This window comes from Paraburkholderia sacchari (assembly GCF_000785435.2).
Taxonomy (GTDB): Bacteria; Pseudomonadota; Gammaproteobacteria; order Burkholderiales; family Burkholderiaceae; genus Paraburkholderia; species Paraburkholderia sacchari.
In genome coordinates this window covers 103,363-121,710 of the sequence record NZ_JTDB02000004.1, presented here as the reverse complement: position 1 = coordinate 121,710, position 18,348 = coordinate 103,363, and the positions used below count along the sequence as shown (strand labels likewise).

Genomic DNA, 18,348 nt, shown 5'->3' with positions numbered 1-18,348 from the left:
CTTTTCCAGACAGCCCATTGTCCAGTGAACGACTACACGATCCTCGCAACACAACCGGTCAGCGAAACGCAACCCTGCGGGGCCGACGTGCGCGACGAACCCGAATTCGAGTCGCTGCAGAACGAAATCGCCAGGATGTCGAACCCAGCGGCTAGCGGCACGCCGGACTGGGAGCAGGTGGTGCAGCTCTCGTCGACGCTGCTCGCGAGCAAGGGCAAGGATGTGCTCGTCGCCTGCTATCTGGCCGGCGGCCTGCTCGTCACGCGCGGCCTGCCGGGCTTGAGCGACGGCGCGCAGATGCTGGCCGCGCTGCTCGACATGTGGTGGGATCAACTGCATCCGCCGCTCGCGCGGCTGCGCGCGCGGCGCAACGCCCTGCAATGGCTGATCGACCGCGTGCGCGCGCATGCCGAGGAACACGACTGGTCGAGCTGGCCGCCGCAGGACCCGCAGCAGGTCGAGAGCCTGCGCACGGCGCTCGATACGATCGATCGCGTGCTCGCCGACAAGGACAGCGAGGCGCCCTCGATGCAGCCTTTGCGCGCGCTCGCCGGCACCGTGCCGATCGCCGAAGCTGCGCCGCCCCCGCCGGTCGCCGAAACGCCGGCGGCAACCGATGCACCCGCAACGGCAACCACGCCAGCCAGTGCGCCGCGCAGCGAGGCACCTGCTATGGCCCCTGCGCTCACCGCCGCCGCGCCTGCCGCAGCGGCGCCCGGCTTCGCGGACACCGCGCTCGCGTCCACGGCAGTCGATGGGCCCGAAAGCGCCGAGCGCGCCGCGACTGAAGCGCTTGAGCGGCTCGCGAATATCGGCGCCTGGTACGCCGAAGCCGATCCGTCCAACGCGATGGGTTTTCGCCTGCGGCGCATCGCCGTGTGGACCGGCATCGAACGCGTGCCGGTGGGCGCCGGCACGGACACCGCGCTGCCCGGCCCGATCCCACCGCTGCAGGATGCGCTGCGCGCGCTGCAGTCGCGCGCGGCGCACGCCGATCTCGTGAGCTTCGCCGAAACCCAGCTGCGTCAGCATCCGTTCTGGCTCGACCTGAATTGCGTCGCCGCGGCGGCGCTCGCGCAACTCGGCGAGACATGGGCCGCCGCGCGCAAAGAGGTGTGCAACGAAACCGCGAAGTTCGTCGACCGCATGACGGGCATCGCGCAGCTGAAGTTTGCCAACGGCGTGCCGTTCGCGAACGCGGACACCGTGCAATGGCTGCAGTCGCTCGCGGCAGGCAGCGGCGGCGAAGCCGCGGCGGCGCCCGATCCGCTCGCCGGCGCGCTGTCGCGCGCGCGCGCGCTCGCGGCCGAAGGCGAACTGGCCGACGCCGCGCAGTGCCTGCAGGACGCGATCGAGCGCAACGCCGCCGTGGGTGCGCGGCTGCGGCTGCGCACGGCGCTCTGCGATCTGCTGCTCGAGCATCGCCCGGGCGCGCGGCTCGATTCGTTCGCGCGCGCCGTGGTCGCGGAGATCGACCGCTACGGTGTCGCCGCATGGGACCCGGCGCTCGCCGCCGACGGCCTGCGCGCGGCTTGGGCAGTGCTTAGCCGCAACGACGAAAACCAGGCTGAGACCGACGCCCTGCTCGCGCGCATCGCGCCGCTGAACGCGGCCACGGCCGTGCGCCTGATCACCTGATTGCCTGAGCGGCGCGTCGCTCCTTCGTACGCCCCCACCACGCACAACAAAGCAAGCGAGAGACCATGAAGACGAACCCGGCAGTGACTTCCCATTTCCTGATGCGCCGGCGCGTGCTCGGAACGGCGCTGTGCGGCGCACTGAGTGCGTGCGGCGGTGGCTCGGTGGTCTCGCTCGGCCCGGACGGCCCGGCGTCGGACACCCAGATCGACAACGCGCTTGCGCAGCTCGACGCGCTCGCCCGCAACCTGATGGCGAGCTCGGGCATTCCCGGAATGTCGGTCGCGGTCGTGCAGGGCGCGAAGACCGTCTTCGCGAAAGGCTATGGCGTCACGAGCGTGAAAACGCAGCAACGCGTCGACGCCGACACCGTCTTCCAGCTTGCTTCGGTATCCAAATCGGTCGGCGCGACGGTGGTCGCCGCGCAAGTCGGCAAGGGTGTCGTGAAGTGGGACACCCCCATGTCCAGCGTGCTGCCGTGGTTCACGCTGTCCGATCCGGCCGTCACCGCGGAGGTGACGGCCGGCGATCTCTACGCGCATCGCTCGGGATTGCGGGACCATGCCGGCGACAGCCTCGAAGAGATCGGCTACGACCAGACGCAAATACTGCAACGTCTGCACTATCTCGGGCTCGACCCGTTCCGCACGACCTATCACTACACGAACTTCGGGCTCACCGCGGGCGCGGCCGGCGTCGCGGCCGCGGCGGGCACGGACTGGGCCACGCTTTCGCAACAGGCAATCTACGCGCCGCTCGGTATGACGCGCACCAGTTCGCTCTACGCCGATTTCGCCCAGCGCACGAATGCCGCGGCGGGCCACGTCCTCGTCAACGGCCAATACGTGCCCGGCCCGCTGCGCGACCCGGACCCGCAATCGCCGGCGGGCGGCGTCAGCTCGTCCGCGAACGACATGGCCCGATGGCTCGCGATGCTGCTCGGCAACGGCACCGTCAACGGCCAGACGGTGATTCCCGCCAGCGCGCTCCAGCCAGCACTCTCGCAGCAGATCCAGAGCCGCGCCGCCAGTGCGACGCTGCCGGCCTCGTATTACGGTTTCGGTTTCGTCGTGAGCACGCTCGATAGTGGCCGCGTGACGTTCAATCACTCCGGTGCATTCACCACCGGCGCCGCGACCACCTTCATGGTCGTGCCGTCGATGAACCTCGCGATTGTCGTGCTCACCAACACGGCGCCGATCGGTGTGCCCGAAACGCTGGCCTACCAGTTCTTCGATCTCGCGCAGTACGGCGCGGCGCAGCGGGACTGGGCGACGTTTTTCAGCACGACGTTCGGCCAGTACTCGAAACCCACGGGCGCGCTGGCGGGCGCAACGCCACCGGCATCGCCGACACCCGCGCAGCCGCTCGCCAATTACGCGGGCGTCTACGCCAATGATTATTTCGGTCCGTTACAGGTTGTCGTCCAGAACAATGCTCTCGTGCTCACGCTCGGTCCCGCCGGCACCCAGTTCACCTGCACGCACTGGAACGGCGACGTGTTCAGCTACGTCCTGCCGCTCACGGAGGCGCCAGCCGGCTCGCGCTTCGAGGTCAGCTTCGCGGGGCGGCAGGTGACGCTCGACTATTTCAACGACGAGGGCCTGGGGACGTTCACGCGCACCGCGTAGCCGGGCGCTCAAATGCGGTTCGGCGGCGCGGCGCACGCGCCGCCCGCCCGACTCGCCCGCCGTCGCAGCGCGCCTTACATGCCGTCGCCGCGCGCCGCGCCCGCGAGCACGGGCGCGTGCCAGCAGGCGCCGACGATCGCGGGCAGCCCGAGATCCGCAAGGCTCGGCGCGCTGCCCGCGACGCTCGGCACCGAGGGCGGCAGCGGCGGATTCTGCGCGGCCATCTGATCGACAATGCTCAGTTGCTGGCGTTGCGCCTGCGCGTCCTGGATCTGCTGCTTCTGCTCCGCCGTGGTCTTCTGCAGCGTCTCGTAGGTATTGATCGCGCGCGCCGCGTCGAGCACCGTGTCGTTGCCTGTGAACGCGTAGCTCACCGTGAGCGTGCGCACGCCGAGCGCATCGAGCGCGGCCTGATCGGCCGGGAAGTCGGCCGGCACGAACTGGCGCTGGCCGTTGGCGAAGTCCTTGAGGAACGCGGCGACGCCAAGCGGCCCCGGATAGCTGCGGGTCAGCACGAGATTGCCGATCTTGATCTGCAGCCGCGTGTCGCCGCACTGGCCGGCCGTCCACGCAAAGCTGCTGCTCACCGGGAAGTTGTAGTTGTTGAGCGCCTGCACGCCGGCCGCGCACTGAACGGTGAGGATCGTCACGTACGGCTTGGACTTCGCGCCCGCGTTGACGCCCGTGGGCTGCGCCGTGATCGTGAGCGGGACCGAGAGCGCGCGGTCGGCGTCGGCCTGCTGCTTCGCCGCAGCCAGCGTCCGGTCAAGCTGGTCGAGCGTTTGCTGCGCCTGCAACTGGGCTTGTTGCGCCTGCAACTGCTGCGTCTGCTTTGCGGCGGCGCTGCGCTGCTGCGTCTGCTGCTGGGCGACCTGGCGTCCGAGCGCGCCGTTGAGCAGGGTCACGAAGGCCGGCGTGAACGGCACGCTGTAGCCCTGCGTCTGCACGACGTCGTAGCGGCTCGCGTCGCGCACGAGGAAGGGCTTGGCGGCCCCGTCCGCGAACGCCCATACCGTGCCCTTCGCGCCGAATAGCTGATCGACCGCCGCGCTCTTGTCGAGCGCGCCTTGCAGCGGCCACACCACGCTTGAATCCCAGTTGCGCTGCAGCTCGCACGAGGTCTGCTGCTCGATATAGCTCGAGAGGAAATCGAATGGCCCGCGAATCAGCCGCCAGGTCAAGAGATCGGAACCGTCGCCGGCGCCGATCAGCGTGTGCAGGCGCGTGAGCGGCTCCAGCGCGCCCATCATCAGCGAGGGCTGCGGCTGTGGCTGCGCGCTCGTTGCGACCTGATGGAAATCCGCCGCGAGCTGATAGTCCTTGCCGCTGCCCGTGCCGCTGTCGATCGCGAGCTTGTTCAAGGCTCCGAGGTAAAGGCTCAGCGCGTCCACGGCGCCCAGGTTGCTGTTGACGGTCTGGCCGCCCGCGATCGGGCCGCCCGCCAGCGTCTCGCGGATGGCCGAGGCGCCCACCGCGTTGAGCGCGCCGGCCAGCTTGATGGCCCGGTTCGTCGCTCCGAGTCGTGTCGCCTGCTCGCGTAGTTGCTCGAACTGCCGTGCGAGCATGAGCCAGCCCGGCAGCGGCGCTTCGTCGGCGGCGGCGCCGCGCGAGGTGTGGAAGTCGTCCTTGAACTCGTCGGCGAGGCGTGCGATCAGGCGGAAGTAAGGGCTCTGCGCGCCGCTCACGGTGCCGAGCGCGGCGCGCCAGTCGGCTTCGTTCGAATACGGCGTCGCGCCGCTCGCGAACGTGTCGGTGAAGCGTTGCCACGCCGTCACGCGCTGCGCGCGATACCAGACATCGAAAGCGGCGCGCTCGCGGTCGAACTGCGCCGTGTCGCTCACGGCAGCGCGGATCTGCGCCGCGAGCCGGTCGAGCGCCTGCTTGCCCGCCACCGTGTAGACGGCCGGCACCACGACCTCGGGTGCGCTGGCCACCTGCGGCACTTGCGCGGTCTGGGCGGCCTGCCCCATCGGCGCTGCCTGCGGCGCGCGGCTCACGAGGCCGCTGCCCCAGTAGTCGCTCGCGCGCACGGGTGCCGCGCCCGCGCCATCCGGCACGAGGCCGACAAGCCAGGTCATCTGCGGATCCGCGCTCACGAGCTGGTCGAGCAGCGCGCGCTGCGCCTTCACGCGTTCGCGCAGCCACGGCGCGTCCTCGAGCGACCAGACGAGCGACGAGATCGCGAGCTGGTTCAGTTGCTCGTTCAGGCGCGTGGGATAGAGCTGAGTCGGCACCGGCTGCGGCAGCGCCTCCAGCGCTGCGCGATCCGCGCCGCCGAGGCGCGCCTGCTCGATGCCGATGGAGCGCGCGAGGTTCAGGATCTGGCTCGCCGCCTCGACGGGCGCGTCACCCGCGGACGCGAGCGCGGCCTGTTCATTCTGGTCGACGGCGGGCTGGATCGCCTCGCGGTACTGCTTCACGAACACGCCATGCAGGCGCGCTTCCAGATCCGGCAGTCCGGCGCCGTTGCCAAGCAGTCCCGAAAGCCAGCGCCGGTCGTTCTGCGCGACCTGCGTGAGCACGTCGTTCGACACGGCCAGCACATTGGCATCGTGGGCCAGGTTGCCGTTCAATGCGGCCTGGTCGGGGCGCGTGCTGCGCACGAACGCAAGAGTCTGCATGTTGCCGGCGAATGAGACCGACAGCAGGATGCCGATCATCACGAGCAGCAGCAGCCACGCTGCTATGCCCACGCTTTGCGTGACGCGCCGCCAGTGATTGACGAGCAGGGCCGGCTTCGCCGTATGCCGGTCTTGCGGCAGGATGCGGCCGAAGAAGTCGTGCAGGAACAGCCCGGCGATGCCGCCTGCGTGCACGGGCGTCGGCGGCAGCAGCACGCCCGGCAGCGACGACAGCGCCCCGCCCTCCTGCTGCCCGCTGCTGAAGAAGATGCCGCGCAGCAGCGGCCGCTCGAGGTACGGGTTATCGGCGAGACAAGCCGCGAGAAATTGCGCGAGCCCCGTGCGCAGCTGATCAAGCTCATTCGGAAACATCAGCAGGTCGGGCGACGCGTCCGGGTTGCGTGCTATGAGCGCGAGCCGCAACGCGGCAAGACGTGCGCCGATCGAGTCGAGCGCGCGCGCCGCGAAGGCGGCCTCGCCGTCGCCGGCTTCGTCGGCGAGATAGCCCATTGCCTGGTCGAGCGCGTCCGCGGGCAGCGCCCGCGCCCACGCCTCGAAGCCGTACAGGCGGTCGCATTTCGTAATCAGCACGTACACGGGAAAGCGCTTGCCGAACATCTTGATGAGCTGCTCGATGCGCGCGCGCACCACGCGCCCTTCGTCCGCGAACCCATCGGCGTCGGGCGCCGCGAGCCGGTCCGCGCTGACAGCGAGCACGAGACCGTCGAGACCCTCGCGCGGCCGGTAGCGCCCGAGCAGGTCCAGACCGAGTTCCCACTCGCGGCGATCCTGGTCGATGTCCTCGGCGTGGACGTAGCGGCCCGCGCAGTCGATCACGACGGCGCGGTCGAAGTACCACCAGTCGCAGTTGGCGGTCTGGCCGATCTCGGCCTGCTGGCTGACCTTCTGGATCGGCGAGGACAGCCGCGCGCGCGTAAGCGCCGTGGTCTTGCCGGTACCAGAGCGGCCGATCACCATGTACCACGGCAGCACATAGAGCGGATCACCCTGGCTGCGCAGGTTCGACTGGCGCAGCGTCGCCACGGCGGCTTTCCACTTGCGCCGCAGCAGCGTTTCGGGCGCCACGGTCGTGACGGTCTCGCTACGCAGCGCCGCCGACTGCTGCGCGAGACGGCTGCGCGAGCGCATCATGACGATCATGCGGCGCACGAGGCCGGCGAAAAAATACAGCGCGAGCACGCCGATGAAGATCGCCAGCGCGACCCACAGCGGCCAGCCGAAGTACAGGACCACGCCCCAGCTCACGAGCGCGAGCACGATCAGGGCGAGCAGCCAGAGCAGCACGAGGCCGAGCTTTTTCATAAGTGGATCTGTGCAAGAAGCGTATCGACCGATTGCCCGACGACGTAGTGATAGGTGCCAAAGAGAAGCACCAGCAGAAACAGCGGCAGCAGGATCGCGGCCAGCGCCGCGCGCGACCAGCGCGTGGCGAGGCGCGCGCGCAGCGTCGGCCGCGCGGGGTCCTGCGCGCCGGAGGCCACGCCGTAGCCGTCCGGAAACAGCAGCGCCTGAGCGCTCGCGCTCAGCTCGGTGTCGGGCAGCAACATCGCCAGGTTGGCGCGCTTGATGTCGGTGAGCGCCTTCTGGTTGCGGTCGTATGCATAGCGCCCGCCGAAGCCAAGCGCGAGGCACAGGTAGAACACCTCGCGCACCGCCCGCTCTGCGGGCGCGAGCTGCGCGAGGCGCTCGTAGAACGCGACGCCGGCGTTGCTCAGGTTAAAGTAGCGGCGCTGCAGCAGGTGGCGCTGCCATTGCGCGGCGCCCTCCCAGCGCGTCGTCAGCAGCACTTCGTCGGCCCATGCGGCGAACGCGAACAGCGCGGCATCGACGTCGGCCTGCGCGTGGCCCGCGTCCTGGGCGCGGTGGCGCGCGGCGGCGATCGCGTTGTCGAGCTGCGCGGTGAACGTTTGCGCATCGCCCGAGGGCGCCTGGGCAAACGCGCGAACCTGCGCGAACAAAGGCATCAGGCAGTCGATGAGTGTCATGCTATCTCCGCAGCACGACGATTTCCACGCGCAGATCCTGCGGCGCGTCCGGCCATTGCAGCGCGATACTTTCGTCGCGCTCGACGGCATCCCATAACTCGCTCGCCTGCTCGATGCGGAAATAGCTCGACGACGAGCGCCGCGGCAAGCCTTGCGGCGCCTGCGGCAGGTGAATCAGGTCGAGGCCCGGCAACGCGTGCGCGACGAGGCGCGGGACGTCGGCGGCATTGGCGAGGCGCGCGTCGCGCAGCGCGCCGTCCACCACCTGCGCGGCGTTCTCGTCCGAGCGCAGCACGAGATAGAAGCGATTGCGCCGGTCGAAGAACGCGCGCGGCAGCTCGCCTGCATACAGGCCGTCACGGTACTCGAGCACCGCGAGGTGCTCGGGGCCCGTGGCGATCTCGCCGAGCAGAAAACCGATCAGCACCTGCGCGCGCGAAAAGCACGCGTACAGATCCATGTGGTCGTAGGCGGGCAGCCCGGGGGTGCCGTCCTGCGCTTCCCCCAGCATGTCGAAGCGCTCCGAAAACGCGCTCAGCTCGCCGATGAGCCGGCGCAGCTCGCCGTACAGCAGCCATGGATGCACCGCGGGCGTCTGCGTCAGATGCACGAGGCCGGGGCTCGCGCGCGAGAGCGTGCGCATGGCGAGCAGCAGCGTCATGTAACCAGGATCGAACTCCGCCTTCTGCATTTCGCGCGGGCTCTTGAGCTCCTGCAGATGATGCGCGCGCCCCACGACGTCGTCGCGGATCTCGCGCGCGATGCGCAGCAGCGCGTCGGATGCCGTGAGCGCATAGCATGGCGCGATGTAGCGGTCCGAGAGCGTGACCGTCTCGCCCACGCGCACGAGCTGCGCGATCGGGATCAGGTCGTACTGGCCGAGGTTCGCCTGCTCGCCCTCGAAGAACACCTTCACCACGTGCAGGAGCGTGTGCACCGACGCGGGCGGTCCGTCCGAATGGAGGTCCGGCACCTCGGGCGGGTTCGCGATGCTGGCATAGCGCGTCGGCGCAGTCATGGCGTCGTCGGGCGTCTCGCACAGCGTGACGTTGTTGCCGTCGGCGGCGAGCTTGCGCACGCCGAGGTAGACGGTGAGCGAGCGCCCTTCGCCGACGGCGGCCGCATCGAACTCGCGCGGCGCAATCACGGCGTTGCCGGGAAACTCGACGTAGGTATGGTCGGGGAAGATCAGCTGCGCCGCGCGCACCTCGATCACCTGGCGCGCGATCGCGCTCGGCGCGATGTCGAGCGCGCCAGCGCCCCAGAAGTGCGGCAGCCCGGTTTCGAACACGGGCTTGACGCGAAACTGCTCGTACAGCGCTGCCAACTGGAAGTGCTGGGGCTGCATGAACATGCCCTGATGCCAGTAGATGCCCTTGTTGTGATCCATGCTAGTTCCCGACCTTGCGCAAAGGGGTCTCCTGAGTATTTGCGGCGCCAACCACGCCCGTTTCGCTGCTGCTCGCGCCGCCGGACGCCGTGCCGCTAGCGTTGCCGTTGCCGTCGAGGCGGATCTGCTTGCCGCCGCCCTCCACCTGCTGCGCGCGCTGCAGCGCCGCCTCGTCGGGACCCTTGGGCAGCACCACGGCGTTGAGGATGCCCTGCGCGCCGAGATTGAGCTGCACGACGAGCGGCGCGGGCAGCTTGGTGCGGGTCTTGAAGATGAAGCCGCTGGTCTTCGTGACGACGGGCACGTCGAACTGGCGCGCCGCGTTGGCCACGCCCATCTGCGCATAGCCGGCCGCGATGCCGACCGAGAGCGTGTTTTGCGCGCGATCGAGGATCAGGTATGAATGCTGGCCCGGCGCCACCACGTAGCGCGAGAACTGCGAGAACGTCGTCGGCACTTTGCCGCTCGCCATCGTGCCCGCCAGTGCGGCTGGGTCGGCCGCGAGATTGCGGAACGCCTGCGCGTCCGCCGTTTCGTAGATGCCGAGCAGCAGCGTGTGCGGCTGCCCGTCGTAATCGTTCAGGCCAGGGTCGGCCGTGATTTCGAGTATCACGGCGTCCGTGGCGTAGCTCCACGAGACGTCCGCGAGCGGGTCTTTCGGCGGCCCGCCGCCGCAGCCGCTCAGCACGAGCGCGGCGCTTAATGTGCCCAACGTACCCAGCGCGCGCACCGCTCCAGCCAGCCATGCCGGCCGGCCCGCGCTGTTCCGGTCAACCGTTGCTCCGGCGCCCCCCGCTACCGCCCCTCTCATTCGCTCTGCCCCACTCTTGTCTTGTCGAGTCTAACCGCCCGTCCAGCCGACCATTCTCCAACAAAAGCCTTGCCCGTATATAAAAAAAGCCAATGCAGTTACTGTGACGCCGCGATTCTGTTGCATAGATGTCTCAGAAAAGCGGCGCCGAAGGATCTTCAGGCGGCGCGGCGCTGGCGCGACTTCAGACCAGCGGCAGGATCGTTGCGTCGGCCTCGTTGTCCTCGGTATAGGGCATGAAGAGGATCGACTCGGGCTCGCCCCTCACGCGCGCGTAATAGGCCTCGTCCGGACCGAGCCGGTTGCGCACCGCCCAGGCCGTGAAGGCGCGCTCGCCCACCTGCAGCGTGAGGCCCTCCTGCGCGTACTCGAGCACGGTCTTCTCGGGCAGCGCGCCGCGCGAGCCGACTGCCTGAAAGTCGATCTTCGCGTCACCGCCATGCACGCCGAATACGACGCCCGTCCATACTCCCTCGCGCGGGCCGATTGCGAACCACTGGCCCAGTTGCTCCTCGCCGACCACCTCGAGCCGGTAGTCCTGCGCCTCGCCCGCCTTCGCGACGTTCGCGCGCGCAACGATCTTCGCCGGCCACGCGGGATGACTCTCCACGAGCGTGATGGCGTTTTCGAGCAGGGGGGGAACGGTATCGGCGTCCATGCTGGCCGACTGCGCGGACAGCACGACCGGGAAGCCCAGGCCGCGCGCCTCGCGCAAGCTCGCCGCGAAAAGCGACAGGCCATAGCGCACCGAAGGCTTCGCCAGCGCGTCGGCGTCGGCGAGCACGAGCCACAAGTCGGCGCGCGCGGCCGCGAGCGCTTCCAGCCCGACGCGCCAGGCGAGCTTGGCCGGCTCGTCCACCCAGAAGTGCCCCTGCGTGGCGAGGCCGTAGCGCTTGAGCAACTGCGAGACGGCGCTCACGCGCGCGGCGTCCTTTTGCTTGTCGAAGGCCGTGATCCAGACGGTTTTCATGATGTAGCGCGCCCCCTCAGCTCATGACCATCACGACCGACTGGCTCGGCGCGAGCACGGCGCCGACGATATTGCCGTCGTTGTGCTGGGTCGGGTCGGAGAGCCGCACGGCGGGCGAGCCTTCGAGCTTGACGGTCATGCTGCCGTTCGCGAACTGCACCTTTCCCATCACCTTGGACGACACGACGCCGCCGGCCACGCCCGCCTCGTCGCCCGACGTCATCGGAATCTCCGACGACTTGTTGAGCGCCGGCATGCCCGCGATCAGCACCGTGGTGGTGGCCGGGTTGCCCATCGGCGGCATGCCGATGTTCGGATAGGGCATGGGCACCGGCGGCGCAGGCGGCGCAGGTGTCTTGCATACATCGGGCGCTGCCATGCACTGGCCACCCGCCTTGGTGACTGCAAACATATCGCACTCCTATCCGAGATCGATCTTGCTGGCGTCGATCTTCACCTGCCCTTCGGCCAGCACCGTAGCATGGCGCGCCGACACGTGCAGCCGCTCGTCCACCTGCATGCGCAGGCGGCCGGCGCGCGTTTCGTCGGCGTTGTCGGTCCAGCGCAGGCTGTCGCGGGCGCGCTGGACCAGCCGGCCGACCGTGGTCGTGATCTGCTGTGCGACCGTGCTCACGGCGCCAAGGCCCGCGTGCAGGTGCTGGATCGCCGCATCCATGCGCTGGAATTTCATCTCGCCGCGCACGCCGTCCATCACAATCTCGGGCGCGTGCATCGCTACGCCGCGCGTGGCGCTCAGGTCCACCTGGGCCGCTTCGACGCGCAGTGCGCCTTCGCTCGTATGCAGCGCCACGTCGCCGGGCAGCACGAGCGCCGCGCTGCTGGGCACCGCGCGCGCGAGCACCGCGAGGATATACGGCACCGTGCCGGGACCGCCGGAGCAAACGAGCACGGTGTCGCCGCAATCGGGCTCGATGAGGCAGCTGTCCGCGCGCAGCGCGCGCAGCGCGCGCAGCGGCGCGTTCGGCGAAGCGTCGAAGAGGTACCACGGGTCGGCACGGCCAGTCACCGTGGCGTAGGTGAGGCCGGCCTGCGGATCGCTGCCGGGTCGGGACATCGTGACGAGCGTGCGGTTCATGTCCAGGGTTCCTTTACGGATGTTTATTTCGGCGCGCCCGGCTTAGGGGCGTCCGGCCGGCGAGCGGCGCGCGGCTGCCAGCTTTCGGCGCGCGCGAGGACGGGGTCCGTTTCACGCACGCCGTCGAGCCGCGCGCCGTTCAGGCGCGTGCCGTTCTGCGTGAGCGCGTGCAGATTTGTGCCGCTGAAGTCGGCCTGCGAGCAATCCGCCACGGATAGATCGGCATGCGAAAGATCGCAATAGGTGAAGCGAGCCGATTTCAGCGACGCGGCGCGCCAGGCGCTGGCGGTCAGCACCGACTTGTTCCAGCGGGACGCCTCCGCGCGTGCGTCGCCGAAGTCGGCTTCGCTGGCGTTGACCATTTCACAGACGGCGCCGCTCAGGTCGGCCTGCGTGAAGACGGCGTTCATGAACGCGGCGAAGGTGGCGTTCACGCCCTGCAGGTTGGCGTTCTGCAACTGCGCGCCGATCAGGCTTGTGCGGTCGAGCCGCGCGAGCGCGAGGTTGGCGCCGCGCAGTCGCGCGCCGTCCATGATCGTCATGGTGAGGTCGCAACTGCGCAGGTCCTGGCCGCTCAGGTCGCAGCCGCGCAAAAACGCCTGCACGAGCGACGCGCCGTCGAACCGCGCGCCGCTCAGGTCGGCGTCCATCGCGGTGTGGCGGTGCAGGTCGGCGCCCGCGTAGTCTGTGCCCGCGTGGACGCAGCCGTGCGCGTCGCTGCGCACGAGACGCGCGGATGCGAACGAGGTGCCGGTGAAGTTGCAGCGATCGAAGGCGGCATGGGTGAAATCCGCGCCGCGCGCCTCAGCCCCGCTGAAGTCGACGTTTTCGAAGCGTGCCTGCTGCGCGTTCGCGGCGCCCAGCAACGCGCGCGCGAGCGACACGTTCTGCAGATCGGCATCGGCGAGATTCGCGCGCTGCAGGTCGGCGCCGGCAAGCACGACGTTGTGCAGGCGGCAGCCGGCCAGATCGGCGCCGGCAAGGTCGGCGCCCGACAGATCGGCGTCGGCCAGCGCGCGGTTCGCTGCGAGCGCCGCGCGGGCTTCGTCTGCGCTCATGCGTGCCGGGGCGGTGGTGTGCGTGGTGCTCATAGGACGGGCGGCCTGAATTGAAGAATGGTGCAGTCGATGTTCGAACCTTCGAGCATCGCGACAGTGGGCCGCGTGCCGTCGAAATCGACGCCGTACAGGTTCGCGAAGCGCAGGTGCGCGCCACTCACGTTCGCTTTACGCAATGAGCCGCCGAACAGGTTGACCGCGTCCAGGTTCGCGCCGCTCAGGTCGGCGTTCGCGAGGCGCGCGCCCTTCGCCGACGACATGCCGAACTGCGCGGCCTGCGCCTGCGCGCCGCTGAAATCGGCGTAATCGAGCACGGCTTCCTCGAACTTCGCACCGCGCAGCTGCACGCCTTCCCAGCAGGCGCGATTGAGCTGCGTGCGCGTGAAGCGCACTTCGTCGAAGCGCGTGTCGGCGTCGGCGCGCGAGCCGTTCAAGTTGGCGCCGGCGAACTGCGCCGCCTGCGCATCGGCGCCGTAGAACTCGGCCTGCTGGCACGCCGCGGCGGAAAAGTCGCTGCCGGCAATACGGCTGCCGCTGAAGCTCGCCTTCGCGAGCGCCGCGCCGCCGAACTTCGCGTTTGCCAGATCACAGCCCGTGAAGCTCGCGTGCTCGGCCCGGCAGGCCGATGCGTCTACGCCCGGCATTTTCGCGGTGTCGAACACCGCACGGCGCAGATCGGCGCTCGCAAGCTGCGCGGCGGAAAAATCGGCACCCGTAAAGTCGCCGACGGCCAGTTGTGCCTCGCGCAGGTCGGCGTTTGCGAACGTTGCGTTCGCAGCACTGACTTTCCCCAATTGCGCGCGCTGCAAAGCGGCGTCGCTGAAATCGGTCTCGCGCAGCAGGGCCTGGGTGAAATCGGCGCCGTCGAGGCGGCTCTTCGCGAACGAGGTCTTGTCGAGCGCAGCGCCCGAAAAATCGGCACCGGACAAATCGAGGCCGGAGAGATCGAGACCAGAGAGGTCGTAACCCGCAAGGCTTTGCCGCGCCGCGTGGCGAGCGATCACATCTTCGCGCGTGAGCGGCGCGGCCGCCTGCACCGGCAGTGCCGCCGCCGCGGCTTCCGGCAGCTTGCCCGACAGTTCGAGCGCGGGTGGCGACGGCGGCTTCAGCACCGCGCCGAGCGCGGCAAAGGCGGATTGCGCTTCGCCCCCCGCAAACGACAGCGGTCCCAGAGCAGCAGCGGTTTCGGCGGGCAGCATGCGCGCCACATCCGCTTCGGTCAGGTTGTGCTGCTGCATCAGCGCGCGCGCCTCGATCTTGACGTCGTCGGCCATCTTGCCGATCTCGGCGAGCGTCGGCACGCGCTCAGGCGTATCCGCCTTCAGGAAGCGCGCGATGTCGGCATCGGTCAGGTTGTGCTGCTGCATCCTCGCGCGCGACTCGGCATTGAGCCGCTCGGCCATCTGCTCGACCTCGGCGAGCGAATACGTGCGCTCGGGCGCTTCCGGCTTCAGGAAGCGCGCGATATCGGCATCGGTCAGGTTGTGCTGCTGCATTCGCGCGCGCGACTCGGCATTGAGTTCCTCGGCCAGCGCGTGGGCGATCGCGAGATGCGGCTCGGCGGCCAGCGCCAGGTCTGCCACTGCGGCGGCAGACGCCGCGGCGGCCAGCGGTACCGCGGCAGCGGGTTGCGCTGCGGCGACGGGCGCCCCAGCCTCGGGCGCAAAAGCTGGCGTCGCTGCGGGCGCCGCGCCGGCCGCTTGCGTCAGCAGTTCGTGCAAGCGCGCACGATAGTGTTCGAACGGCAACGGCGCTTCATCCATGCGCTCCCATTCGGCCATGACGTGGAGGACGTCGCTGCCGTCGGCGTCCGCCACGTCGGCGAGCGCGCGGTACAGCACCGCGCCGCATTCGAACTCGGGGAACAGCCACACCGTTTCCGCACGGGTCTGCAACTCGCGCAGCACTTCGCCCGCGGACGTGCGCACGTTCACGAAGCACCGCGCGCGCAGCGCGGGCAGCGAGCCCCCGAGGCGCCGCGCATGCGGATGGAGGTTGTCGAGCTCGAAGCGCTCGTCTCCTGCGAAGTAGCCGGACAACCTCTGGTCGAGCGGCGCGCTCAGGAACAGCTCGGGCCGCGTATCGGACGGCAGGTGCGGCCACTCCTCTTTCACCCAGCGCTCGTCGCAGGCGCCGAGGTGCTGCTGGCGCAATGGCGCCGCCATGTCGAAGCCCCAGAATCCGGCTGGCACGGCACGCTCGCCGCGGCGCAAGAAGCGCTGCCCCTCGGCTTCGACATTGGGCAGCGGCCAGGCGCGCGTACCGTCGTCGTTGACGATTTCCGCAAAGCCCTTGCCGTACGGATTGTCGACGCATCCGGCACCGCCAAATGCGGTGGCCGGCGCGATCGGCATGCGTGCGTAGGGCTTCGGCGCCGTGATCGCGCCAAGCGCATTGAACTCGCGGTCGCCGAGGACGATCAGCGCCTTCGACAGCGCGCCGATCCGCACGCCCGCGCGCATCTCCGCGACCTGCGTGCCGGCCGGCGCATGCGCCGCGCCGTAGACCTTGTATTCGCCGGCTGGCTTGGGATAGCCCTCGTCGAGGATCGCGTCCTTGCCGAGCGCTGCGGCGACGACCGGCCAGAACGCGTCTTCCGTCATCAATCCGTCGAGGCCGGCCGGCTCGAAGCGAAAGCCCGCGATCATGCCGACGGCGAGCGTGTCGCGCCGCGCGAAGCGCAGCGCGCGGTAGACGAGCGCGAGGTTGTCGGGCTTGAGGATCTTCATACCGTCGTCATTCCAGTTGGCTCAGCGGGCCGCTGAACTTCGGCGTCGAGCCGTTGAATTTCACCTGCGCCGCGTTCGCGCTGAACGGCATTGCCGACGCTCAGGCCGATATCGGGGGCGACCGGAAACTGGCCGAAGGGCTTGTCGTGAAATCGGATGCGCCGAACGGCGGGGCGGTCACTTCTCGTCACCGCCCGCTCATCACGCTCAGCCCGCTCAGGACTTCGGCGCGAGCCATGAGTCTTCCGCCTCGATGCCGTCCGGGTCGAACGTCCATGTGATCTTCTCGTAGGTGAACGAGATATCCTCCATGTGCCCCATCTGCTTGTTCTCCAGCGCCAGGCAGTTCGGCGTCCACGCGCGTACGTTCGTCAGGATCGCGTTCGACAGCTTCACCGTGTAGTACTTCTCTTCCGTGCCCTTCGGCGAGATGCGGTAGTACTCCAGCGTCACGTCCTTCATCTGCTCGCCAGAGGTCAGCGCCTGGAACAGCTTGGGCGAGGACTTGTCGACTTCCTTGGTCAGCGTCATCGGCAGGTGCACCCGCTTGCCCGTGGGCAGCCCCGTCTGCGGGCTCTTCGGAATTTCAATGGTGTGGTCCACGGCCTGCACAAGGATCTTTCCCTCGTGGCCCTTGACCTTCGTCGAGCCTTCGATCTTTCCTTGATTCTGGCCTTCGAGTACGAGATAGCACGGCATTGGCATGATAGTTTTCCCCGGTTTAACTGGTGGCAAGTCGTCAATGGCGCCAGGGCTCGGCGCCCCGGCGGTTCTGCCCAGCTTCCTGTGTGCGCTGCGCATGATTCACATCATGCAGGCGCTGCGTTAGCGCGACGTTTCAGCTGCGTTACATACGAAACATCGAACCGTAACTTCGCAGGCTCTTTTATTTCTTCTCCAGCTTGCCCACCAGCGACAGCGTGAACGACGCACCCATGTACTTGAAGTGCGGGCGCACCTTCAGGTCCACCCGGTACCACCCCGGATCCCCTTCCACATCCGCCACCACGATCTCCGCCTGGCGCAGCGGCCGGCGACTGCGCACCCCTTCGGCCGGATTGTCCATGTCCGCCACGTACTGCCGGATCCACGTGTTCAGCTCGCTCTCCAGATCCACCCGCTCCTTCCACGTGCCAATGTGCTCGCGCTGGATCACCTTGATGTAATGCGCCAGACGGCTCACCACGAACATGTACGGCAGTTGCGTGCTCAGCTTGTAGTTCAGCTCCGCTTCCTTGCCTTCCTTCGTGTTGCCGAAGAACTTCGGCTTCTGCGCCGAATTCGCCGAGAAGAACGCCGCGTTGTCGCTGTTCTTGCGCATCGTCAGCGCGATGAAACCCTGCTCCGCCAGCTCGAACTCCCGCCGCTCCGATATCAGCACCTCCGTCGGGATCTTGTTCTGCAACTCGCCCATCGACTCGTACGTGTACACCGGCAGGTCGCCCACCGTGCCCCCGCCCTGCGGCCCGATCACGTTCGCGCACCACCGGTAGTCCGCAAAGCTCGACGTCAGCCGCGAGGCGAACGCGAATGCCGCGTTGCCCCACAGGAACTGCCCGTTGCCGCCCGACACGTCTTCCTTGTAGTTGAACTTCTTCGCCGGCACCGTATCCGCCCCGTACGGCACACGCAGCAGGAAGTGCGGCAGCGTCAGCCCCACGTAGCGCGCGTCCTCCGACTCCCGGAACGCGTTCCACTTGACGAACTGCGGACCCTCGAAGATCGACGACAGGTCCTTCAGGTTCGGCAACTGGTCGTAGGTGTCCACCCCGAAGAACTGCGGACCCGCCGCCGCGATGAACGGCGCGTGGCTCATCGCCGACACGCTCGCCGCGTACTGCAGCAGCTTCACGTCCTGGGTGCCCGGCCCGAACTCGTAGTTCGCCACGATCGCGCCGAACGGCTGTCCGCCGAACTGCCCGTACTCCGCCGTGTACAGGTTCTTGTACAGCCCCGAATTGGTGATGTCCGCCGCGTCCTGGAAGTCGTCGAGCAGCTTGCCCTTGCTCACGCTGAGCACCTGGATCTTGACGTTCTCGCGGAAGTTGGTGCGCTCGACCAGGAATTTCAGCGAGCGCCACGCCGACTCGATCTTCTGGAAATCGCCGTGATGCAGGATCGCATCGACCTGCGCGCACAGCTTCTGGTCCAGATCGGCGATCATGCTGTCCACCGTCGCCTGCGTGATGCGCTCCACCGCATGCTGCGGCTCGAGCAGCTGCGAGATGAACGCCTGGATACCCTGGCGCGTGATCGAATACGCCTCGTCGCCGGGCTTGATGCGCGCCGACTCGATCAGCTGATCGAGCAGCGAGCCCTCCACGGCCACCTGCTCTGCGGAGGCCTGCTCCTGCTGCTTTTGCTCTTCACTCATGTGCTGTCCCCGAATGGATACGGA

Annotated in this window: 13 protein-coding genes; 2 read left to right on the top strand and 11 right to left on the bottom strand. The window is 68.5% G+C overall.

The features are described from left to right. The first annotated feature begins 24 nt into the window (after positions 1-24). Together tssA and NH14_RS16075 are read left to right on the top strand one after the other, a co-directional pair. Entirely contained in the window at positions 25-1,638 is a 1,614-nt protein-coding gene (gene tssA / locus NH14_RS16080) for a type VI secretion system protein TssA (RefSeq protein ID WP_035525618.1), read from the top strand. 65 nt (positions 1,639-1,703) lie between these two features. Further along, positions 1,704-3,269, top strand: coding sequence for a serine hydrolase (locus NH14_RS16075; RefSeq protein ID WP_202031679.1), 1,566 nt, complete (start codon positions 1,704-1,706; stop codon positions 3,267-3,269). Between the two features lie 74 nt (positions 3,270-3,343). Here the strand turns inward: NH14_RS16075 and NH14_RS16070 are convergent, their stop codons facing one another. The 11 genes from NH14_RS16070 to tssC form a co-directional block, all read right to left on the bottom strand. Next, complete coding sequence (locus tag NH14_RS16070) at positions 3,344-7,213, bottom strand: type VI secretion protein IcmF/TssM N-terminal domain-containing protein (RefSeq protein ID WP_035525620.1); 3,870 nt, start codon at positions 7,211-7,213, stop codon at positions 3,344-3,346. Beyond that, the gene (locus tag NH14_RS16065) at positions 7,210-7,896 is read right to left on the bottom strand and encodes a DotU family type IV/VI secretion system protein (RefSeq protein WP_035525621.1); all 687 of its coding nucleotides are present in this window, start codon (positions 7,894-7,896) and stop codon (positions 7,210-7,212) included. Before NH14_RS16065 ends, NH14_RS16070 begins: the two co-directional genes overlap by 4 nt. Before the next feature lies 1 nt (position 7,897). Next, the gene (gene tssK, locus NH14_RS16060; protein WP_035525623.1) at positions 7,898-9,286 is read right to left on the bottom strand and encodes a type VI secretion system baseplate subunit TssK; all 1,389 of its coding nucleotides are present in this window, start codon (positions 9,284-9,286) and stop codon (positions 7,898-7,900) included. A gap of 1 nt (position 9,287) precedes the next feature. Continuing rightward, positions 9,288-10,097, bottom strand: a complete 810-nt coding sequence (locus NH14_RS16055; protein ID WP_084225348.1) for a type VI secretion lipoprotein TssJ — start codon at positions 10,095-10,097, stop codon at positions 9,288-9,290. A gap of 184 nt (positions 10,098-10,281) precedes the next feature. Continuing rightward, on the bottom strand, positions 10,282-11,067 hold the full coding sequence (locus tag NH14_RS16050; protein ID WP_035525625.1) for a hypothetical protein: 786 nt from the start codon (positions 11,065-11,067) through the stop codon (positions 10,282-10,284). 16 nt (positions 11,068-11,083) lie between these two features. After that, positions 11,084-11,479 (bottom strand): DUF4150 domain-containing protein, encoded by a 396-nt coding sequence (locus NH14_RS16045; protein ID WP_035525627.1) that lies wholly within the window; start codon positions 11,477-11,479, stop codon positions 11,084-11,086. A 9-nt stretch (positions 11,480-11,488) separates the two neighbouring features. Further along, on the bottom strand, positions 11,489-12,163 hold the full coding sequence (locus tag NH14_RS16040) for a DUF3540 domain-containing protein (protein ID WP_035525629.1): 675 nt from the start codon (positions 12,161-12,163) through the stop codon (positions 11,489-11,491). Between the two features lie 23 nt (positions 12,164-12,186). Beyond that, complete coding sequence (locus NH14_RS16035; protein WP_237179650.1) at positions 12,187-13,254, bottom strand: pentapeptide repeat-containing protein; 1,068 nt, start codon at positions 13,252-13,254, stop codon at positions 12,187-12,189. After that, on the bottom strand, positions 13,251-15,950 hold the full coding sequence (locus NH14_RS16030) for a DUF2169 family type VI secretion system accessory protein (RefSeq protein ID WP_035525631.1): 2,700 nt from the start codon (positions 15,948-15,950) through the stop codon (positions 13,251-13,253). The genes NH14_RS16035 and NH14_RS16030 overlap by 4 nt, the downstream gene beginning before the upstream one ends. Before the next feature lie 216 nt (positions 15,951-16,166). Beyond that, entirely contained in the window at positions 16,167-16,655 is a 489-nt protein-coding gene (locus NH14_RS16025; protein ID WP_035532717.1) for an Hcp family type VI secretion system effector, read from the bottom strand. A gap of 181 nt (positions 16,656-16,836) precedes the next feature. After that, the gene (gene tssC, locus NH14_RS16020; protein ID WP_035535492.1) at positions 16,837-18,324 is read right to left on the bottom strand and encodes a type VI secretion system contractile sheath large subunit; all 1,488 of its coding nucleotides are present in this window, start codon (positions 18,322-18,324) and stop codon (positions 16,837-16,839) included. Between the last annotated feature and the right edge of the window lie 24 nt (positions 18,325-18,348).